Annotated in this window: 15 protein-coding genes; 4 read left to right on the top strand and 11 right to left on the bottom strand. The window is 43.4% G+C overall.

All coding sequences use genetic code 11. The annotated features are described in order from the left end of the window. The first annotated feature begins 387 nt into the window (after positions 1-387). Positions 388-1,176, top strand: coding sequence for a formate dehydrogenase accessory sulfurtransferase FdhD (gene fdhD, locus BN1002_RS01175; protein WP_048823220.1), 789 nt, complete (start codon positions 388-390; stop codon positions 1,174-1,176). Between the two features lie 608 nt (positions 1,177-1,784). On the opposite strand, the gene BN1002_RS01170 is transcribed toward fdhD, so the two are convergent. From BN1002_RS01170 to BN1002_RS01160, 3 genes are all read right to left on the bottom strand, one after another. Next, positions 1,785-4,055 carry an ATP-binding cassette domain-containing protein gene (locus BN1002_RS01170; RefSeq protein ID WP_048827654.1) on the bottom strand — a complete coding sequence of 757 codons (2,271 nt, stop codon included), beginning with the start codon at positions 4,053-4,055 and terminating at the stop codon, positions 1,785-1,787. A gap of 328 nt (positions 4,056-4,383) precedes the next feature. Beyond that, on the bottom strand, positions 4,384-5,757 hold the full coding sequence (gene rlmD / locus BN1002_RS01165; protein WP_048823219.1) for a 23S rRNA (uracil(1939)-C(5))-methyltransferase RlmD: 1,374 nt from the start codon (positions 5,755-5,757) through the stop codon (positions 4,384-4,386). Positions 5,758-5,826: 69 nt separating this feature from the next. Further along, positions 5,827-6,441 (bottom strand): hypothetical protein, encoded by a 615-nt coding sequence (locus tag BN1002_RS01160; RefSeq protein WP_048823217.1) that lies wholly within the window; start codon positions 6,439-6,441, stop codon positions 5,827-5,829. 54 nt (positions 6,442-6,495) lie between these two features. Here BN1002_RS01160 and BN1002_RS01155 point away from each other — a divergent pair, with 54 nt between their 5' ends. Next, entirely contained in the window at positions 6,496-7,353 is an 858-nt protein-coding gene (locus tag BN1002_RS01155) for a hypothetical protein (protein ID WP_048823215.1), read from the top strand. A 47-nt stretch (positions 7,354-7,400) separates the two neighbouring features. Here BN1002_RS01155 and BN1002_RS01150 read toward each other — a convergent pair whose 3' ends face one another. The 6 genes from BN1002_RS01150 to BN1002_RS01125 form a co-directional block, all read right to left on the bottom strand. Beyond that, positions 7,401-7,808 carry an HIT family protein gene (locus BN1002_RS01150; protein WP_082036059.1) on the bottom strand — a complete coding sequence of 136 codons (408 nt, stop codon included), beginning with the start codon at positions 7,806-7,808 and terminating at the stop codon, positions 7,401-7,403. An 11-nt stretch (positions 7,809-7,819) separates the two neighbouring features. Further along, positions 7,820-8,368, bottom strand: coding sequence for a GNAT family N-acetyltransferase (locus tag BN1002_RS01145; RefSeq protein ID WP_048823213.1), 549 nt, complete (start codon positions 8,366-8,368; stop codon positions 7,820-7,822). A gap of 405 nt (positions 8,369-8,773) precedes the next feature. Continuing rightward, positions 8,774-10,252, bottom strand: coding sequence for a nicotinate phosphoribosyltransferase (locus BN1002_RS01140; protein ID WP_048823211.1), 1,479 nt, complete (start codon positions 10,250-10,252; stop codon positions 8,774-8,776). Positions 10,253-10,282: 30 nt separating this feature from the next. After that, complete coding sequence (locus tag BN1002_RS01135; protein WP_048823209.1) at positions 10,283-10,834, bottom strand: cysteine hydrolase family protein; 552 nt, start codon at positions 10,832-10,834, stop codon at positions 10,283-10,285. A gap of 182 nt (positions 10,835-11,016) precedes the next feature. Continuing rightward, positions 11,017-11,958 (bottom strand): diacylglycerol kinase, encoded by a 942-nt coding sequence (locus tag BN1002_RS01130; RefSeq protein ID WP_048823208.1) that lies wholly within the window; start codon positions 11,956-11,958, stop codon positions 11,017-11,019. 189 nt (positions 11,959-12,147) lie between these two features. Continuing rightward, the gene (locus BN1002_RS01125; RefSeq protein ID WP_048823206.1) at positions 12,148-12,366 is read right to left on the bottom strand and encodes a hypothetical protein; all 219 of its coding nucleotides are present in this window, start codon (positions 12,364-12,366) and stop codon (positions 12,148-12,150) included. A gap of 351 nt (positions 12,367-12,717) precedes the next feature. Between BN1002_RS01125 and plsY the strand changes: the two genes are divergently transcribed. Next, positions 12,718-13,338, top strand: a complete 621-nt coding sequence (gene plsY / locus BN1002_RS01120) for a glycerol-3-phosphate 1-O-acyltransferase PlsY (RefSeq protein ID WP_048823205.1) — start codon at positions 12,718-12,720, stop codon at positions 13,336-13,338. Between the two features lie 40 nt (positions 13,339-13,378). Here the strand turns inward: plsY and BN1002_RS01115 are convergent, their stop codons facing one another. Next, positions 13,379-13,933, bottom strand: coding sequence for a thioredoxin family protein (locus tag BN1002_RS01115; RefSeq protein ID WP_048823204.1), 555 nt, complete (start codon positions 13,931-13,933; stop codon positions 13,379-13,381). A 236-nt stretch (positions 13,934-14,169) separates the two neighbouring features. Between BN1002_RS01115 and putP the strand changes: the two genes are divergently transcribed. Then, entirely contained in the window at positions 14,170-15,663 is a 1,494-nt protein-coding gene (gene putP / locus BN1002_RS01110; RefSeq protein WP_048823203.1) for a sodium/proline symporter PutP, read from the top strand. 115 nt (positions 15,664-15,778) lie between these two features. Here putP and BN1002_RS01105 read toward each other — a convergent pair whose 3' ends face one another. Continuing rightward, positions 15,779-16,480 carry an Ltp family lipoprotein gene (locus BN1002_RS01105; protein WP_048823201.1) on the bottom strand — a complete coding sequence of 234 codons (702 nt, stop codon included), beginning with the start codon at positions 16,478-16,480 and terminating at the stop codon, positions 15,779-15,781. Positions 16,481-16,628: the final 148 nt, after the last annotated feature.

The raw sequence follows: 16,628 nt of genomic DNA, 5'->3' as shown, positions 1-16,628 counted from the left end.
TCATTCCTCCTCGTTGGTATGTTTCTGCATGGACTGTTTGTCTGTAGGGCAAATTGCAGCAAAAAAACCGCCAATCTGTCATGCATGCGAAAGGGTGCATGCAGAAAAAGACTGACGGTTAGGTTCCAGCAGGTTCGCTACTTTCAGACTAACAGTAATCGCTTTCAAATGTTCACAATTTAACCGAGAACAGGAACGCTATTCCGTATCAAAATGTGACATTTTCGTGAACTTTAGAAAAATTTTACCATTTCACAAAGCTAAGCGCAACACTTAACTTAATAATTTTTCACTATGTGCATGTTATTTATTTTCCTTGTGAAAATGAGAAGAATATGATTAGATTTTAATTATTCAAAATCTCCTTAAAAGTTTGGGGTGAATAGTATGCTGGAAAGTATGAGCCAAAAATATCAAATAACCAAATATACCAATGGCCGTTTTTTGAATGTTGAAGATGTGATTGTGAATGAATTCCCTTTGACTGTGTTCGTCAATAACGTTGAGTTTGCCACAATGGTGGTTACTCCAACCCATTTTGAAGAAATGGTCATCGGTTTCCTTGCATCGGAAGGTGTCATACGTACTAACAGTGACATACTTTCATTCGAAATAGACGTAGGTCGTGGATATGCCTATGTTTCATTGAAGGTGAATTCAACTACGAATCAGCAATATTATTCAAAGCGGTTCATTGGCTCTTGCTGCGGTAAAAGCCGCCAGTTCTATTTCCACAATGACGCCCGGACAGCTAGAACGTCCATGTCAAAAACAAAAATAAGTGCAGCCCAAAGCATCTACCTCATGAATGAAATGCAAAACAGCTCAGAGGTGTTCCAGGAAACCGGAGGAGTCCATAATGCCGCACTGTGTACACCGGATGAGATCCTTGCTGTCCGTACCGATATCGGCCGGCATAACGCGTTAGATAAGTTATTCGGATATAGTATTTTAAATAGTGTTTCTGTCAGGGATAAAATTATTGTATTCAGCGGGAGAATCTCTTCTGAAGTGTTATTGAAGGCTGCGAAGATTGGGGTAGGCATTGTATTATCCAAGTCAGCGCCGACCGATTTGGCCATCAAGCTTGCCCAGGATTTAAACATTACAGCTGTTGGCTTCATTCGGGGCGAGTCATTCAATGTCTATTCCTGTCCGGAAAGAATAATTGATTAATTTGCACATCAAAATCATGTTCTATTATCTTACTTTTAAAGCAAAAAGCCTTCATTGAGGTTTTTTTTTGCTCAAACTGATTCCTACAAAGAGACATTTAGCGTTATGGAAGCATACAAAAAGTCATCTAGGATTCATACATAGTATCGTGTTCACGAAAAGAATGAGACAGAAATTACAGGTTATTCTCTTTTCCATTTCAATTTCTTGATTGTTGATACCTGTCCCGTTCACCAAGAAAATATACTAGCCTCTATTCATTTCCTGAGCATAAAATAATCTGTTAATCCGTTAAAATTAATGTGGAACGAAACTTAAAAATCGTCTTTTCATTGAGATATGTCTATCTTAATATAGTAATTATCACCTCGATAAATCTAATAAAAAGTCAAGCTTTTATCTGAGTACGGCTCAACTTTTAATACTAAATTTAATTGTCAAGCTAGCCTGTAACATTTGAGGGAATAAACAAATCCATTTCTTATTGCAAAAATTTCCCATCAAACCCAAAGGCAACTAAAGGTTAGTTGCCTTCTTTAAGAATGATTTTTGCAACCGCTTCGACGTGTGTTGAGTGCATGTGACAACACATGTAGTGCTGATTTAGTTTACAGGCTTATGCCAACCTTTAATGATTTTGCTGTCAACGTCTCTGCGTTTAGCATTTCTTCTGGTCTTCCTTCAAAAATAACTTGTCCGCCTTGTTTTCCTCCTCCCGGTCCCATTTCTATTACCCAGTCGCTCGCCGCTATGAAGTCCAGGTTGTGTTCAATGATAATGACAGAATTACCTCTGGTTACAAGGTTTTGAAATACATCGAGGAGCTTTCTATCATCTTCTGCATGCAATCCGAGTGATGGTTCGTCCAACAGGTAGATTTGCCCTTCTTTCTGTAAATGGCTTGCGAGTTTTAAACGTTGGATTTCTCCTCCGCTTAAAGAACTTGTCGTCTGCCCCAAGGTTAGATACCCCAACCCTACCTCTTTTAGCGTATGAACTCTTTTTATGATTTTTGGAGCTTGAAAATAGTGAATCGCTTCATCTATTGTTAGGTCTAAAATCTCTACAATGTTTTTATCCTGATATCGATAGGATAGTGCTTCGTCTGAGTATCTCGTACCTCCACATGCTTCACAAGGAATCGTCACAGGATCGGCAAATGCTACCTCCGGCGTCAGAACTCCTTTTCCTTTACAGACAGGACATGCTCCCAGGGAGTTAAAACTGAACAATCCTGCCGGCTGTCCAGTTACTTTAGAAAATATCGCGCGAATGTCATCCATGATTCCCATATATGTAGCCATGGTCGAACGGCTGGAGATTCCGATGCCACCTTGCCCTACCGTAATGGATTCTGGATACTTTTTCGTGAATGCTTCCAATAGTAAGGAGCTTTTGCCTGAACCCGATACCCCGCATACAGAGACCAAGACATTTTTAGGTATATCCACATTCAGGTTTTTCAAGTTATTATTACTTGCTCTTCTTATAGCAAAATAACTTTTTATATCCCTAGGATCTTTGTTTATTTCTAGTTTCTGCTGTAAGGCTTTTGCAGTCGGAGAGTTCTTTATTCCTTCCAACTTTCCCTGGTAGACCACTTCCCCTCCATTTACTCCTGCCCCTGGCCCCATTTCAATTATTTCATCCGCTACTTTTATGATGGATAAATTGTGTTCGATTACGATTACAGTATTATGTTGGTCTTTTATCCTTTTTAACATTTGGATTAACATATTCACTTCTTCAGGATGAAGACCTGCGCTTGGTTCGTCGAAAATGTAGGTAATATTGTTTAAACTGCTCCCTAAATGGCGGGCGATTTTTACCCTTTGTGCTTCACCACCGGAAAGGGTGCCCATTTTTCTCGACAGGCTTAGATATCCCAGTCCCATGTCGACTAATTGTTTTACATATGGGACTGCCTGTCTCGCAATTGCCTCTCCCATAGGGTCTTTTATTTTTGTTAGTTGTTCCAGTAAGTCCGGAAGCTCCAATTGATCGTATTCTGCGATATTCAAGCCATTTATTTTACATTCCAATACCTTAGGGTTGAGGCCTGAACCTTGGCACAATGGACACAATGAATGTGATGACATGGCTAATACATCATCTTGGGATACTTGTTTTAGTTTTGAGATATCCCTATTTATATAGACGCGTATAAATCTGGGCAATAACCCGTCCCACTCTGCATTGTGGGGGCCGTTTTTTGTGTGGAATGGCGCATAGGCTCTTTCATCTTCCCGAGGGCCATATAAGAACAGGTGGAGTTTTTCTTCCGAATAATCCTTTAACGGTTTATCCGGATCAAATAATCCGCAGGTCATCATCCAATGACCCTGCCAGCCTGAAGGAGATAAGGGCTTAAATCTAACAGCATACTCCCGAAGAGATTTGTCGAAATCAACAAGCTTATTTATATCGGGAGTTATGACTTCCCCAAATCCGCCACATTCAGGACATCTGCCAAAGGAACTTTGGCTTGAGAATTCGGTTGCAGAACCTATCGGCGGATTTCCTATTCTCGAGAACAAAAGCCTGATTAATGGATCAATATCCATGTAAGTGCCTACTGTTGAACGGGAGTTGCCGCCTGCTGGCCTTTGCTCTACCACTACAACCGGGCTTAAATTTTGCATAAGGTCTGCGTGGGGCCGCTCATACCTCGGCATTTGATATCTCACATAGTGAGGATAGTTCAGGGTCATTTGTCTTCTGCTTTCTGTTGCCAATGTATCGAAAACCACCGAGCTCTTCCCTGAGCCTGAAAGACCAGTAAATACGATGATTTTTTCTTTTGGAATATTCAAATCTACATTTTTTAAATTGTTTTCTTTAAGGCCCCTTAAAATGATTTCATCTTTTATTCCAGACATTTTATTATCCTTTCTATTGAGGTTATACATTTTCCCAGATTGATCAACTATAACGCCAGCATTCAACCCCAATACTTTGTAAAAAACCTTCACAGGTAGAATATGGACTTGTGGCACTCATTCTTTTCCTTCCTTTTCTTCCCTCTTTCAACACTTTTTATCACGCTTTTCCTCGAACTCGAATAAAGTTCCCAATTCCGCACAACGAAGAAGGGCAGACCCCAAAGGGTTGCCCTGTTTCTCACACTTTTATTCGTTAGTTTTTTTCTCGCTTTGACAACGAAATCGGAAAAGTTTATTCTTTTTTTCTATTTGGATTTTTGGTTAGTTACCGTTTTCTTTCCAGCATCACCACAGTCTCTACGTGCGTCGTCTGCGGAAACATGTCCACTGGCTGGACTTCAACCGTTTTGTATCCTCCGTCCTCGAGAATCCGGAGATCGCGCGCCAATGTCCCAGGGTTGCAGGATACATAGACTACCTTCTTCGGTTTCATGGCGATGATGGTCTGGAGAAGCGCTTCGTCGCATCCTTTTCGCGGCGGGTCGACGACGAGGACGTCGGCTGTATTGCCTGCTTTGTACCAGTTCGGGATGACAACTTCTGCCTCGCCTGCTACGAATTCAGCGTTTGTGATTCCGTTCAGCTCGGCGTTCCGCTTGGCGTCTTCGATTGCTTGCGGAACGACTTCGACTCCGAAGACCTTGCGTGCTTTTCGCGCGAGGAAGAGGGAAATGGTGCCGATGCCGCAGTAGGCGTCTATGACGGTTTCTCCGCCGGTCAGACCGGCATATTCCAAGGCCTTATCGTAGAGCACTTTCGTCTGCTCGGGATTGACTTGGTAAAATGACAGCGCGGAAATGGCGAATTTTACGTCGCCAATCGTATCGTAAATAAATTCATTACCCCATATAACCGTTGTTTCCGGACCCATGATGACATTTGTCCTCATCGAGTTGACATTATGCACAATCGACTTCACCTTTGGAAGCATGGCGGTGATTTCCTCAATCAGCTTATTTTTGTGAGGAAGCTCAAGAGTCCTTGTAACCAGTACGACCATCAGTTCTCCGGTTTGTTTTCCGTAGCGGGCCATGATATGGCGGAGGACGCCTTGGTGGGTCTCCTCATCATACGGAGTAATGCCGAGCCGGCTGCAGGCAGCCTTTACGGCATTAATCGCTTCATTCACTTCCGGAAGCTGGATCAGGTTTTCGTCCGTATCAACAATTTCATGGCTCCTTGGCTTAAAGAATCCGGCAATCAGCTTTCCATCCTTTTCGCCGACTGGAACTTGGGCTTTATTCCTGTAATGCCATGGCTCCTTCATGCCGAGGACTGGATGGACGGCAACATCCTCAAGCTTGCCGATCCTTGCCAGCACCTGTCGCACCTGGTTTTCCTTGTACTTCAATTGGCCTTCATACGTCATATGCTCAAGCTGGCAGCCCCCGTATTTATGGGCTTCTTCACGTGGTATATCTACCCGATAGGGACTCTTTTCTATTATTTCGACCAGTTTGCCGATTGCGTAGTTTTTCTGCGTTTTAATGATTTTTATTTTGCCCGATTCCCCTGGGAGGGTTCGTGGAACAAAAACCGGGAAGCCATCAACCTTCGCTACTCCGGATCCATCATGGGTCAGGTCCTCAAAACGGACATCTATTACTTCATTTTTTGTGACTGGAATTTGTTTTTTCATGATTCGCCTCGCACCTTTTTGATAACAGGATTTTATCATAACCGGAGGGCGAATGCGAAAAGACAGGTATTACGGCTGATTTGGTTCTGCGCTGCCAAACGTGTTATTGGCAAGTTTCAGCATCTTCCTCACTTGGATAAAGAGGTAGATGTATATCGCTAATAACCCAAATACAAGGAAGAACCCTTCGCCCCCAAGTTGATAAGTAACAGATCCTTTCGCCAACAAGGTTGCTCCGATAAAAACAATTGCGCCAATGGCCTGGAAGGTTAGGTATAATTTAAAGGTTTTCTCCGCTTTCTCATCCAGTTCTGTATGCTCCAGTTTCCCCGCTTCTTCCTTGATTCCTTTTGCCAAATGAAAGAAATAAAAGATGGACAGGAAGGCGGTCAGGAAAATAGTCGCAATGGAGTAAAGTTTGCTCTCAACGGTCAGCCCCTGATTTAGTGCTCCGTTTAAAACATCGGAATATTTTACGATGATACCCAATACTGATAAGGCGACTAACAGCAGTGATGGTTTCTTAAGTATTTCAAAATTGCTGTTCTTCACGTGTCTTGATACCTCTCCGGCCCCTACATAGAGAAGGATATACCCAATAATATCGGGAAATATATTCACCGGACCTAAATTAAAATTAAAGAAAATAAAAAAGAAGCCGACAATCATTGTGCCAAAACCCATCGTTCTCCCCCTATCGCAAATGCTGGATGGTATGTATAATATTGGTATTATACTATGTTTTTCATGGGAGGAGGAGCACCGCTGAAAAATAAACTTTTGCTCCGCGCAGCAGGGGTGCTGACGGCTTTTTTATTCATTTATGCAGGTGTTACCTATTGGGATCAGACGTCCCAAGCCGCTGTTATCACCGATTCGGTAAAATTCGAGAATCGGGAGTCGGCCGTTTCGGAAAACGATATAAAGCATCTGGAGAAGCTCGGCTTTTCGAAGATTGCAATTACCCATATGACAGCAAAAGAAGTCGCACAGTTTGCGGAAATCAACGGGAAAGTAGTCGATGAAAGAGAACATTATCAGCGGTTTTCAAAAAACAACAGTAAAGTCCTATCAAAGAAGAAGTATCTGTCCCTCCTAAAGTCATATGCCGAATCGCCAATCCCGCGTGTTTCCACCCTTGAAAAGGTCAGCACGAAGCTTTTGCATGAAGAGGGAAGGAAGTTCACCTTAATTACGGAGCACCACTTCGACTACATCACCGGCCCAATCAAACCGATGGAAATTGAAATCCAGCCGGGAGAGGACTACATGATAAACGACCAGCAGGCACGGCAGATTTGGTGGAAGAGCCCCACACTTGGATCAAAAAAAGTGATAGCTGGCACAGAAAAAGTGGGTACTACCGGAAAGACCGTAACGATGAATGACTTTGAAGTTTGGGAAAATGACTACTCCTATCCTTCCATGTATTATTCTGTTCCGTGGGTACAGCCTGGATTATTGGAGGACATTGTCGGCCTTCACTTCACGACCGTGACCCGCTTCGAGTTACCGGAGGAAACTAACTTTGCGACTATTTTTGTACAAGGAATGAATCCGTACCTGTCCGAACATCTGCAATACGAAATAAAATAAATGAAACGCTTCAGACGGGAGTCCGGCTGAAGCGTTTTTAGTGTTTCTTATTCAAGGTTTTCTTTGATTTGTGAATACAGCTCGCTGAAATCCTCAGGATTAACCGTGGTCTCCGGTTCCGTCCAGGAAAATCCGTCCCCTTCCCAACGTGGAAAAACGTGCATATGATAGTGGTTTACATCTTTAAAGATCCCATTGTTCTGCATGACAGTAATGCCATCGGGTTGAAGGCTCTTCTGCAGAGCGGCCGCCACTTTTTGCGATGCCAGAATAACTTCCTTCAAACTATCTCCGTCCGCTTCTGCCAGTTCTTCAAAATGCCTTTTCGGGACAACCAAAATATGCCCTTTATTTATCGGATACTTATCCAGAAAACAGCAGACATAATCGTTTTCATAAACAATCCAGCCTTCCGCTTCCCTATTGATTATTTTGCAAAAAATACACTCTTCCACAGAACGCCCTCCTAAACAAACTTCGCCATTAGGAAAAGATTGCAATACCCAGCGTCCGTCTTAACCGCCTTGCGTTTAATCCCTTCCATATCAAAACCCGCATCCTTGTAAAAAGCGATGGCTCCGGCATTTTCCGAGAAAACTTCAAGGGAGATCTTTTCGATTGTACTGTTTTCCTGTGCCCACTCCAGCAATACGTTCAGCATGGCTTTCCCGACTCCATTTGAGCGGTATTCACGTTTCACGCTCATCCCAAATGAACCGTGGTGCCTATTGCGGATACGATTACCATTATGGAAATCGAGGAAACCGATGATGAATCCATCCAGCTCCGCCACTATAGCCAGCTTATTGGCATCCTCACTTATTTGGGCAAGCCATTCCTGCTGCTGGCCTTCGGTTTGCTTGAATTCTTCAGGAGTGGTCATAAGATAAGGTGAATCGGCCAGGATTTCCTTTGTGTATGACAGAACTTGTCCAGCATCTTCGGGAAGCGCCTCCCTGACGAGGAAGCGGCCCCCATTACGGAAAGAAAACTGTTTCGGTTTTACTTTTGCCAAAAGAAATCCCCCTGTCCTGTATGATAGTTTCTTTTATTTTATCGTATGGACCGATGATTTGGCGAAATTTACAAAGAACAAACCAACTTTTAATCAATTTTACCTAACCGACCTTACTAATATTTTTCAGAATAATTAGATATAATAAAATCCGGGGGAAAATTAATTGAATAACTTCATAAATCAATCGAATCTTTTTAAAATTAATCAAATAAATTTTGCCTGCTAGAATTTTAGACACAAAGTTAATCTATTTATCCATATAAAGGAAAAATGTTTGCAAAAACACCCATAACTTATTAAAAACAGCCCTTTTTATCTGTAAAGATAGGAATTAATGCAATTTAAGAACTAAAAAACTAAAAAAAGCGCCCGGAACAGCCCGGACGCTTTCTACAATCAATATTATTCGGCATTCTCTTCCATTGCGGCGACTTTTTCTTTTACTTCTTCAATATGCTGCATCTTGTTGTCCCAGCACTTCTGGCTCAGGTCAACTGGATATTCCTCGGGATTGGCTGTCCGTTTGTACTCATCCCAAATCTCGGACAGGTTCTTCTGAAGAAACTCACGGGATTCTTCAAGGCAAGGAACCTCATATACAAGCTCACCATTCACGAAAATCTCTTCATGCAGTTCCCGTGCCGTGAAGTTCGAGACAAACTTTTTGATATACGTATGGGTCGGATGGAACATCTTGATCCGCTTTTCCTTCTGCGGGTTTTCAATTTCCAGAGTGATGTAGTCTCCCTCTGAAAAGCCTGTCCGGTTATTGATGATCCGGTAAACACGCTTCAGGCCCGGTGTCGTTACCTTTTCCGGATTGGAGGAAATTTTGATTGTATCCATCATCTCGCCATTTTCGTCTTCAATCGAGACAATTTTATAAACGGCGCCGAGCGCGGCTTGTTCAAACGCTGTAATCAGCTTCGTTCCGACTCCCCAGCTGTCAATCCTTGCATCCTGGGCCTTCAAGTGGAGAATCGTATACTCGTCCAAATCGCTCGAAGCGACAATTTTTACATGTTTATAACCCGCGTCATCAAGCAGCTTCCGCGCCTCTTTTGATAAATAGGCAAGGTCGCCGCTGTCGAGGCGGATGCCGATGAAATTAATCTTATCGCCCATTTCCCTTGCAACCTGGATGGCTGCAGGAACGCCTGAACGGAGCGTATCATACGTATCGACGAGAAAGGTGCAATCCTTATGCGTCTCGGCGTATTTTTTAAAAGCAGTATAATCGTCACGGTAAGCCTGCACCATGGCATGAGCATGTGTTCCCGCCACTGGGATATGGAACTTCTTGCCAGCGCGGACATTGCTCGTGGCGTCGAACCCGGCCAGATAAGCCGCGCGTGTTCCCCAAATAGCTGCATCAAGCTCATGCGCCCGCCGTGTCCCGAATTCCATCGCTACTTCATTTTTGCCAATAACCTGTTTAATCCTTGAGGCTTTCGTGGCAATCAGTGTTTGGTAATTCACAATGTTCAGCATGGCTGTTTCCAGAAGCTGTGCTTCGGCAAGAGTTGTATCAACGCGCAAAATCGGCTCGTTTCCGAAAACGAGCTCCCCTTCCTTCATCCCCCGGATTGTCCCGGTAAAGCGGATACCCTTCAGGTACTCAAGAAAATCATCCGCATAGCCGACTTCATTGCGCAAATAGTCGAGATCGTCTTCTGTAAACCGGAAGCCTTTCACATACTCAATAATCCGTTCAAGCCCTGCGAAAACCGCATAGCCGTTCCCGAACGGCAGCTTGCGGAAGTAAAGCTCGTATACGGCCTTCCGGTCATGGATGCCATCCCGCCAGTACGTTTCAACCATATTAATTTGATATAGATCAGTATGCAGCGCATAGCTGTCATCTTTATAAATATGTTTCATTTCGGCCAAACCCCTTTGTCAAATGTCTTGCTATCTAACCTCGGCGCCAAGTGTCCCTTTAAAATGCCCAAGTGCCCACTCATGGCCAGCCTGGTTAAATGACGCGACCCCTTGCTCATGAACAACAATATTAAACCCTTTATTATAGGCATCAACCGCGGTGTGGAGGATGCAAATATCGGTGCAGACCCCGACTAGATGTACCTCGGTAATTCCGCGCTCGCGCAATTTCGTTTCAAGATCGGTCCCGGCAAAAGCGGAGTACCTGGTTTTATCGATATAATATACATTCTCGAGATGCTTATTCGCTTCATAAACATTTTGCAGTTCCCCGTACAGGTCCCTGCCGCTCGTTCCGCGGATATTATGCGGAGGGAAAAGCTTTGTTTCCGGATGGTACTCGTCGCCCTTATCATGGACATCGATTGCCAGCACAGTATAATCCCCGTTTTTGATGAACTCCTCAGTCAAGTCGGCGATGTACTTCTCAAGAGCCTGTCCCGGTTTCCCGCACGTCAACGCGCCGTCTTCCGCAACGAAATCATATGTATAGTCGACATTAATTAAAGCCCTTTTACCCATTTTGCCACCCCTTTTGCAAAATAAGAACCAACCTCATTGTATCAAGTAAATTGCATTTCATCCATTTTTCCATCAGAAAAATCCCAAATAAGCATACCACAAACCAATCCTGAAGTAAGCTAGCAGAGACAGATTTCCAAAAACAAGAAAAATTCCGTCCCATCAGGAACGGAATTTGACTATTAGCTATATCTCTTTCCCGGGACCCAGTCGGCGGGAAGGTCTTCCGGCCGCAGTTTATTAATGGGCGCGAATACTTCCAGATGCCTGTAGAGGTTTTCGAACTCCGCAGGCAAAAGCCCGCCGTATTCTCCGTCAAGATTTAGCTGCACTGTATCATTTGAACGTACTTTTATGCGATTGGCTTTCGTATAAATCACATGATCATCATTGATATGTTCTCCGCGGAGAGCCAGCGTTGCAATCCGGATGAATTCCGGCAAATTAACTTTTTTCAAAATCAGCAGGGTGAACATTCCGTCGTTCAGTGAAGCATCTGGCGCGATTTTTTCAAAGCCGCCGATTGAATTGGTGAGGCCGACAAGGAATAGCATTGCATCCCCTTCGAACAGCTTTCCGTCGTATTCAATGCACACATGGCTCGCCCTGATGGAAGGTAGCATTTCCATTCCTTTTAAGTAATAGGCAAGCTGGCCGAGCATCGTCTTCAGCTTGCTCGGGACCTCGTACGTCAGCTCTGTCAGGCGTCCTCCACCGGCAATATTAATAAAATAGCGGTCGTTGATTCTTCCGATATCCACCGGAATCCGGTCGCCTTTTATAATAATGTCAACGGCATCGCCTATATCCCTTGGAATTTGCAGCGCACGGCCAAAATCATTCGTTGTGCCCATCGGGATCACACCAAGCTTCGGCCGGTACTCCTGGTTCGCCAGCCCGTTCACAACCTCATTGATTGTTCCGTCTCCGCCGGCGGCAATGACGATATCATAGCGCCGTTCAACGGCAATCTTCGCCGCCCTGGTCGCATCCCCTTCTCCGGTTGTCGCATGGCAGGAGGTTTCATAGCCTGCCTGTTCAAGCTTTTCCAGGACATCGGGTAAATTTTTTCTGAATATCTCTCTCCCTGAGGTAGGGTTATAAATAATTCTTGCTCTCTTCATTCTTATCATCCCTAGTTACAAAATTGCTCTATACGAGTTTATTTTGCCATTTAAATCCATCCAGCCATCTACCATCATATCCTAAATCGGTTCTCTTTCGCAATGGCTGATAATGGAACTCGATTCCTATCATACCCCTTCATAAGGCAATTTTGCAAAAAATAGCATCACAAAAGGATGATTGTTCTCTCATTGAATCTGGCCGGAAATCAGGATAAGAATGACCAGAATATTTAGCTGGATGGTCCAGCGCCCCAGCCGGTCCTTTTCCTTGAATAGACTGATCAATCCATACCCACAGCCAAACAGGACCAAAGCCAATGCGAACCAGTTCGAATAAGGGAGAGGCTTTGTGATAAAGACAAGAATGGAAAGCGCAGCCGCAAGGCACGACAAATATTTATACATGCCCCTCGGCCCTCCTCCTTTTTCTGAAAGGCAGTGACAGCAATGCACCCGCCAATAGGAAAAGCCCTGCAATCACTTTCATCCACTTTATTCCGAACATATGTAAATCACTCCTTTAAAATACACCGATCAACAATACAAATTTTGACTCTCTCTATACTAGACGTAAACAAAGGCATTTTTTCTACAACCAATTCAACTATTTTTTTCCTGGGCTATTCTACTTATATGTTTTCCCATAATATAATAGTAGAAAGTTGGAAAATTCTATTAAATTTCTTGATTTTGGATTTTCTCTTTTGCATTTATGATAAAATGAATTCCATAAATCCCTAAAAAAGGAATGATAGTATGTGGGCCCTCGCAGCCGCTTATTTCATTGGATCTATTCCGACTGCGCTAATCATTGGTAAACTGTTTTTTGGCGTTGATATACGTGAGCATGGGAGCAATAATCCTGGGGCCACTAATACACTCCGTGTCATGGGCAAAAAAGCAGCACTTTTTGTACTAGCCATCGATGCGGGAAAAGGCGCCTTGGCTGCTTCGCTTCCGGCCTTCCTCCCTGTTTCTGTGGACCCGCTGTTTCTTGGAATGGCGGCAGTCATTGGGCATTGTTTTCCGATCTTTGCGGGATTCCGAGGCGGAAAAGCGATTGCTACGACAGCCGGGATGCTGCTGGGCGCCAATTTGCCGATGTTTTTTATTGCCTATGTATCTTTTTTCCTGGCAATCTTTTTAACAAAATATGTTTTCTTCGGTTCCCTTTCGGTCGGACTGTCTTTATTCATTTACTCGTTAATCTTTCCTGAAACCGGGCACAGCCTTCTCTTTGGTCTTTTCACCTTATTTTTATTGTATTTGCACCGGTCGAATATTCGGAATCTCATTTTAGGGATTGAACCGAAAATTAACGATAAAAACATTAAAAAAGACAGGATCCCGCCAAATGGATCCCTGCCTTTTCAATAAAAATCCATACAAAAAGCAGCCTAAGCAGGCTGCTTTTTTCTCATAATGTTATTTTCTGTATAATACTTTCGGATACGGTTTGCCAGATTCCTTTGTCTGTAATGTACGAATCAACGAGGTTTTTGTAGAATGTTTTTTGTTGATCAGCGAATTCCGGATCGTCTTTTGCAGGAAGGGAAGCCCGGCCCCTTTCTACAATCTCCTGGACCTTTTGTGCGCGCGGTCCCCAGACTGCTGTTTCCCCGCCTTCCTGATCAATGAAAATATAAATCGGGATGGCCCTTGCCGTTCCGTTAGTTAAGTATTGATCCATTAACTCCAGGTTTTCATCGCGCAAGAGAAAACGCACTTCCATATCAGCTGCTTCGGCTATTTTCAGGAGGATTGGGTTGTTCAGCATTGCATCACCGCACCAATCCTCACTAAGCGCAATAACTCGAAGCTGCTTTTCCTTCATACCTTCAAGGCTGGAGATCTGCGGATCCGATAGTTCGAACCTTTCCAGTATTTCCAGCATGCCTTCTTTATTCGTTTTCATTCCTTCAATATAATCCTGAGCAGTCATTCCTTTATCGAACCAGGCGTTTAAATCCATACTATCCTCACCTTTTTCCCTTTTTACCTTATCTTACCTATCCTCTTCTTTGTTTACAAATTCTATGTCCACCATTATTGTAATTAGTATATACCGTTTACATATTTACTATAGTAGCAAAACATTTCATATTGACTGGGAAAATAGTTCTATATTATAACTAAAGTAGAGAGAATATTTTATATATAAAAAATATTATTAAAAATATTTTCTACTTTAACAAAGGGGGAAATAGTATGACAGATGGGGCACTACAAGTCATTTCGATCGGGATTTACATGGCTGCAATGCTTTTTATCGGCTGGTACTCGTATCGGAAAACAAACAACCTTACTGATTACATGCTTGGGGGACGCTCATTGGGCCCAGCGGTTACGGCTTTAAGCGCCGGCGCGGCTGATATGAGCGGATGGCTGTTAATGGGGTTGCCTGGAGGCATTTATCTAAGCGGGTTGGCGGATGCCTGGATCGCGATTGGTTTAACGACAGGAGCTTATATAAACTGGCTGTTGGTTGCTCCGCGCCTTCGCGCTTATACTGAAGTATCAAGCAACTCAATCACGATTCCAAGCTATCTTGAAAGCCGCTTCAAAGACGAAACAAAGCTTCTGAGGATTGTATCAGGTATCGTAATTCTTATTTTCTTTACATTCTATGTATCTTCAGGACTTGTCGCAGGAGCAGTATTCTTCGAGAACTCATTCAGCACCAGCTATCATACCGGCCTGCTGATTGTCGGTAGCGTTGTCGTTGCTTATACATTGTTTGGCGGATTCCTTGCCGTCAGCTATACAGACTTCATCCAGGGATTAATGATGCTGGTCGCCCTGCTGCTTGTACCGGCGATTGGTATTTTTGCAACAGGAGGCCCTGCCGAAACATTTGAAACGGTCAGATCTGTAAACCCGGCATTCATGGACTTGCTGAAAGGGACCACTTTCATTGGTATCATCTCAGCTGCTGCCTGGGGACTTGGCTATTTCGGCCAGCCGCATATCATCGTCCGCTTCATGGCGATCACCGATGTAAAAGAAATCAAGAACGCCCGCCGGATTGGTATGGGCTGGATGATTTTCTCACTTATCGGAACGATTTTCGTCGCGCTGGTCGGGATTGCTTACTTTAAGCAAAACCCAAATGTAACACTGGGGAATCCCGAAGCGGTCTTTATCGTACTCGGCCAAATCTTGTTCCATCCGATTTTCGCAGGCTTCATGCTTGCAGCCGTCCTTGCGGCAATCATGAGCACAATTTCTTCCCAGCTCATCGTTACATCCAGTGCGCTCGTTGAGGACCTTTATAAAGTCTTGGTGAAAAAGGATGCTACAGACAAGCATCTCGTCTTCCTTGGCCGGATGGCCGTCTTGCTTGTCGCCTTGATTGCGGCAGCTTTGGCATTCAGGCAGGATAACTCCATTCTGAACCTGGTCGCCTATGCGTGGGCTGGATTCGGAGCATCCTTCGGGCCGATCATCCTTATGAGCCTGTTCTGGAGAAAGATGACTAACTGGGGCGCCATTGCAGGTATGGTCGTCGGAGCGGTAACCGTCATCACCTGGTCCAATCTCGACCTCGGCAAAGTGCTGTTCGGACAAACCTTGTACGAAATCATCCCAGGTTTCATCCTAAACCTAATCGTTGCCTACGTTGTCAGCAAACTGACATACAAGAAAAACGATCTGATCGAACAAGAATTCACCGAAAGCATGCGCCTAATCAAATCAGAATAACCATTTCGCCAGGTTCCTTTTTGGAACCTGGTTTTTAGTGCAGATATGATATTGACGATAAAAATATTAATTTTAAAGCCCTCAACCAAAAAAGGTGAGGGCTTGTTTTGTGTTTTTATTTATTTAATTGCTGTATAGCGTAATCAGCTTCTTCTTTTGTGAATTTTTCACCGTACTCAGAAGTTAATTGGTCTCTAATCGCTTCAGGTGACATACTCATTGTTTCCTGATAACTTTTTGCTTTTGCCAAGGCATTTTTCTTATAATCTGCCTTCAGATTGTCAATCGCGAACTGTGCTTCTTCTGCAGTAAACTTTTCTCCATTTTCAGAAGTAAGTTGTTCATAGATTCCTTGTTTTGACATGTACATTGTTTTTGAATAAGAGTCAGCCTTTTTCAAAGCATTTGCTTTCCAGTCATATTCAAGTTTGCCCATTGCATAATCGGCTGCTTCTTTTGAAAACTTTTCACCGAATTCTGAAGTTAATTGTTCAAAAATAGCATTTTTGGACATGTGCATAGTTTTTGCGTACGATTCAGCTTTTTTCAATGCAGACTTGTATTCGTTAGGAACGTTATCCTCTGCCTTTTTAGCTTCTTTTTTTGGTTCCTCGTTTTTCTTTTCAGGTTCCTTGTTCTCCATTGGTTTATCTTTCGCTGCTTCGGTTACAGCCGGTTTACTTTCCTCTTTGCCGCTAGCTTTTTCCTCATCGTTTCCATTAACGGCCGCAGCGATAATAAAAATCGCAATGACCCATACCCACCATTTTTTATAGAATGGTTTTTTCGCCTTATGTTGTTTTTCATGTGTTGTCATTTCAAACTCGTCCCCTTTATTTAATCTAAGAAATAATTATATCACAAAAATTTATTAAATGACATACTCTCTTAATCTTCGTAACAATCCAGCTGGCTCCTTCCCTCTAGAATAAGCCTTCTTCAAGCTGCTATACCGGCAAATCCCA

The organism is Bacillus sp. B-jedd (assembly GCF_000821085.1).
In the GTDB taxonomy this organism is placed as follows: domain Bacteria; phylum Bacillota; class Bacilli; order Bacillales; family Cytobacillaceae; genus Bacillus_D.
Note: the sequence above shows the minus strand (reverse complement) of the source record. Positions and strands in the feature narration are given on the sequence as shown.

What these genes read in the sequence shown, in the direction of transcription:
- putP (WP_048823203.1), top strand. Translation starts at nt 14,170, where the DNA reads ATGACAGATGGGGCACTACAAGTCATTTCGATCGGGATTTACATGGCT.
- plsY (WP_048823205.1), top strand. Translation starts at nt 12,718, where the DNA reads ATGTGGGCCCTCGCAGCCGCTTATTTCATTGGATCTATTCCGACTGCG.
- BN1002_RS01130 (WP_048823208.1), bottom strand. Translation starts at nt 11,958, where the DNA reads ATGAAGAGAGCAAGAATTATTTATAACCCTACCTCAGGGAGAGAGATA.
- BN1002_RS01135 (WP_048823209.1), bottom strand. Translation starts at nt 10,834, where the DNA reads ATGGGTAAAAGGGCTTTAATTAATGTCGACTATACATATGATTTCGTT.
- fdhD (WP_048823220.1), top strand. Translation starts at nt 388, where the DNA reads ATGCTGGAAAGTATGAGCCAAAAATATCAAATAACCAAATATACCAAT.
- rlmD (WP_048823219.1), bottom strand. Translation starts at nt 5,757, where the DNA reads ATGAAAAAACAAATTCCAGTCACAAAAAATGAAGTAATAGATGTCCGT.
- BN1002_RS01170 (WP_048827654.1), bottom strand. Translation starts at nt 4,055, where the DNA reads ATGTCTGGAATAAAAGATGAAATCATTTTAAGGGGCCTTAAAGAAAAC.
- BN1002_RS01125 (WP_048823206.1), bottom strand. Translation starts at nt 12,366, where the DNA reads ATGTATAAATATTTGTCGTGCCTTGCGGCTGCGCTTTCCATTCTTGTC.
- BN1002_RS01155 (WP_048823215.1), top strand. Translation starts at nt 6,496, where the DNA reads ATGTTTTTCATGGGAGGAGGAGCACCGCTGAAAAATAAACTTTTGCTC.
- BN1002_RS01105 (WP_048823201.1), bottom strand. Translation starts at nt 16,480, where the DNA reads ATGACAACACATGAAAAACAACATAAGGCGAAAAAACCATTCTATAAA.
- BN1002_RS01140 (WP_048823211.1), bottom strand. Translation starts at nt 10,252, where the DNA reads ATGAAACATATTTATAAAGATGACAGCTATGCGCTGCATACTGATCTA.
- BN1002_RS01115 (WP_048823204.1), bottom strand. Translation starts at nt 13,933, where the DNA reads ATGGATTTAAACGCCTGGTTCGATAAAGGAATGACTGCTCAGGATTAT.
- BN1002_RS01160 (WP_048823217.1), bottom strand. Translation starts at nt 6,441, where the DNA reads ATGGGTTTTGGCACAATGATTGTCGGCTTCTTTTTTATTTTCTTTAAT.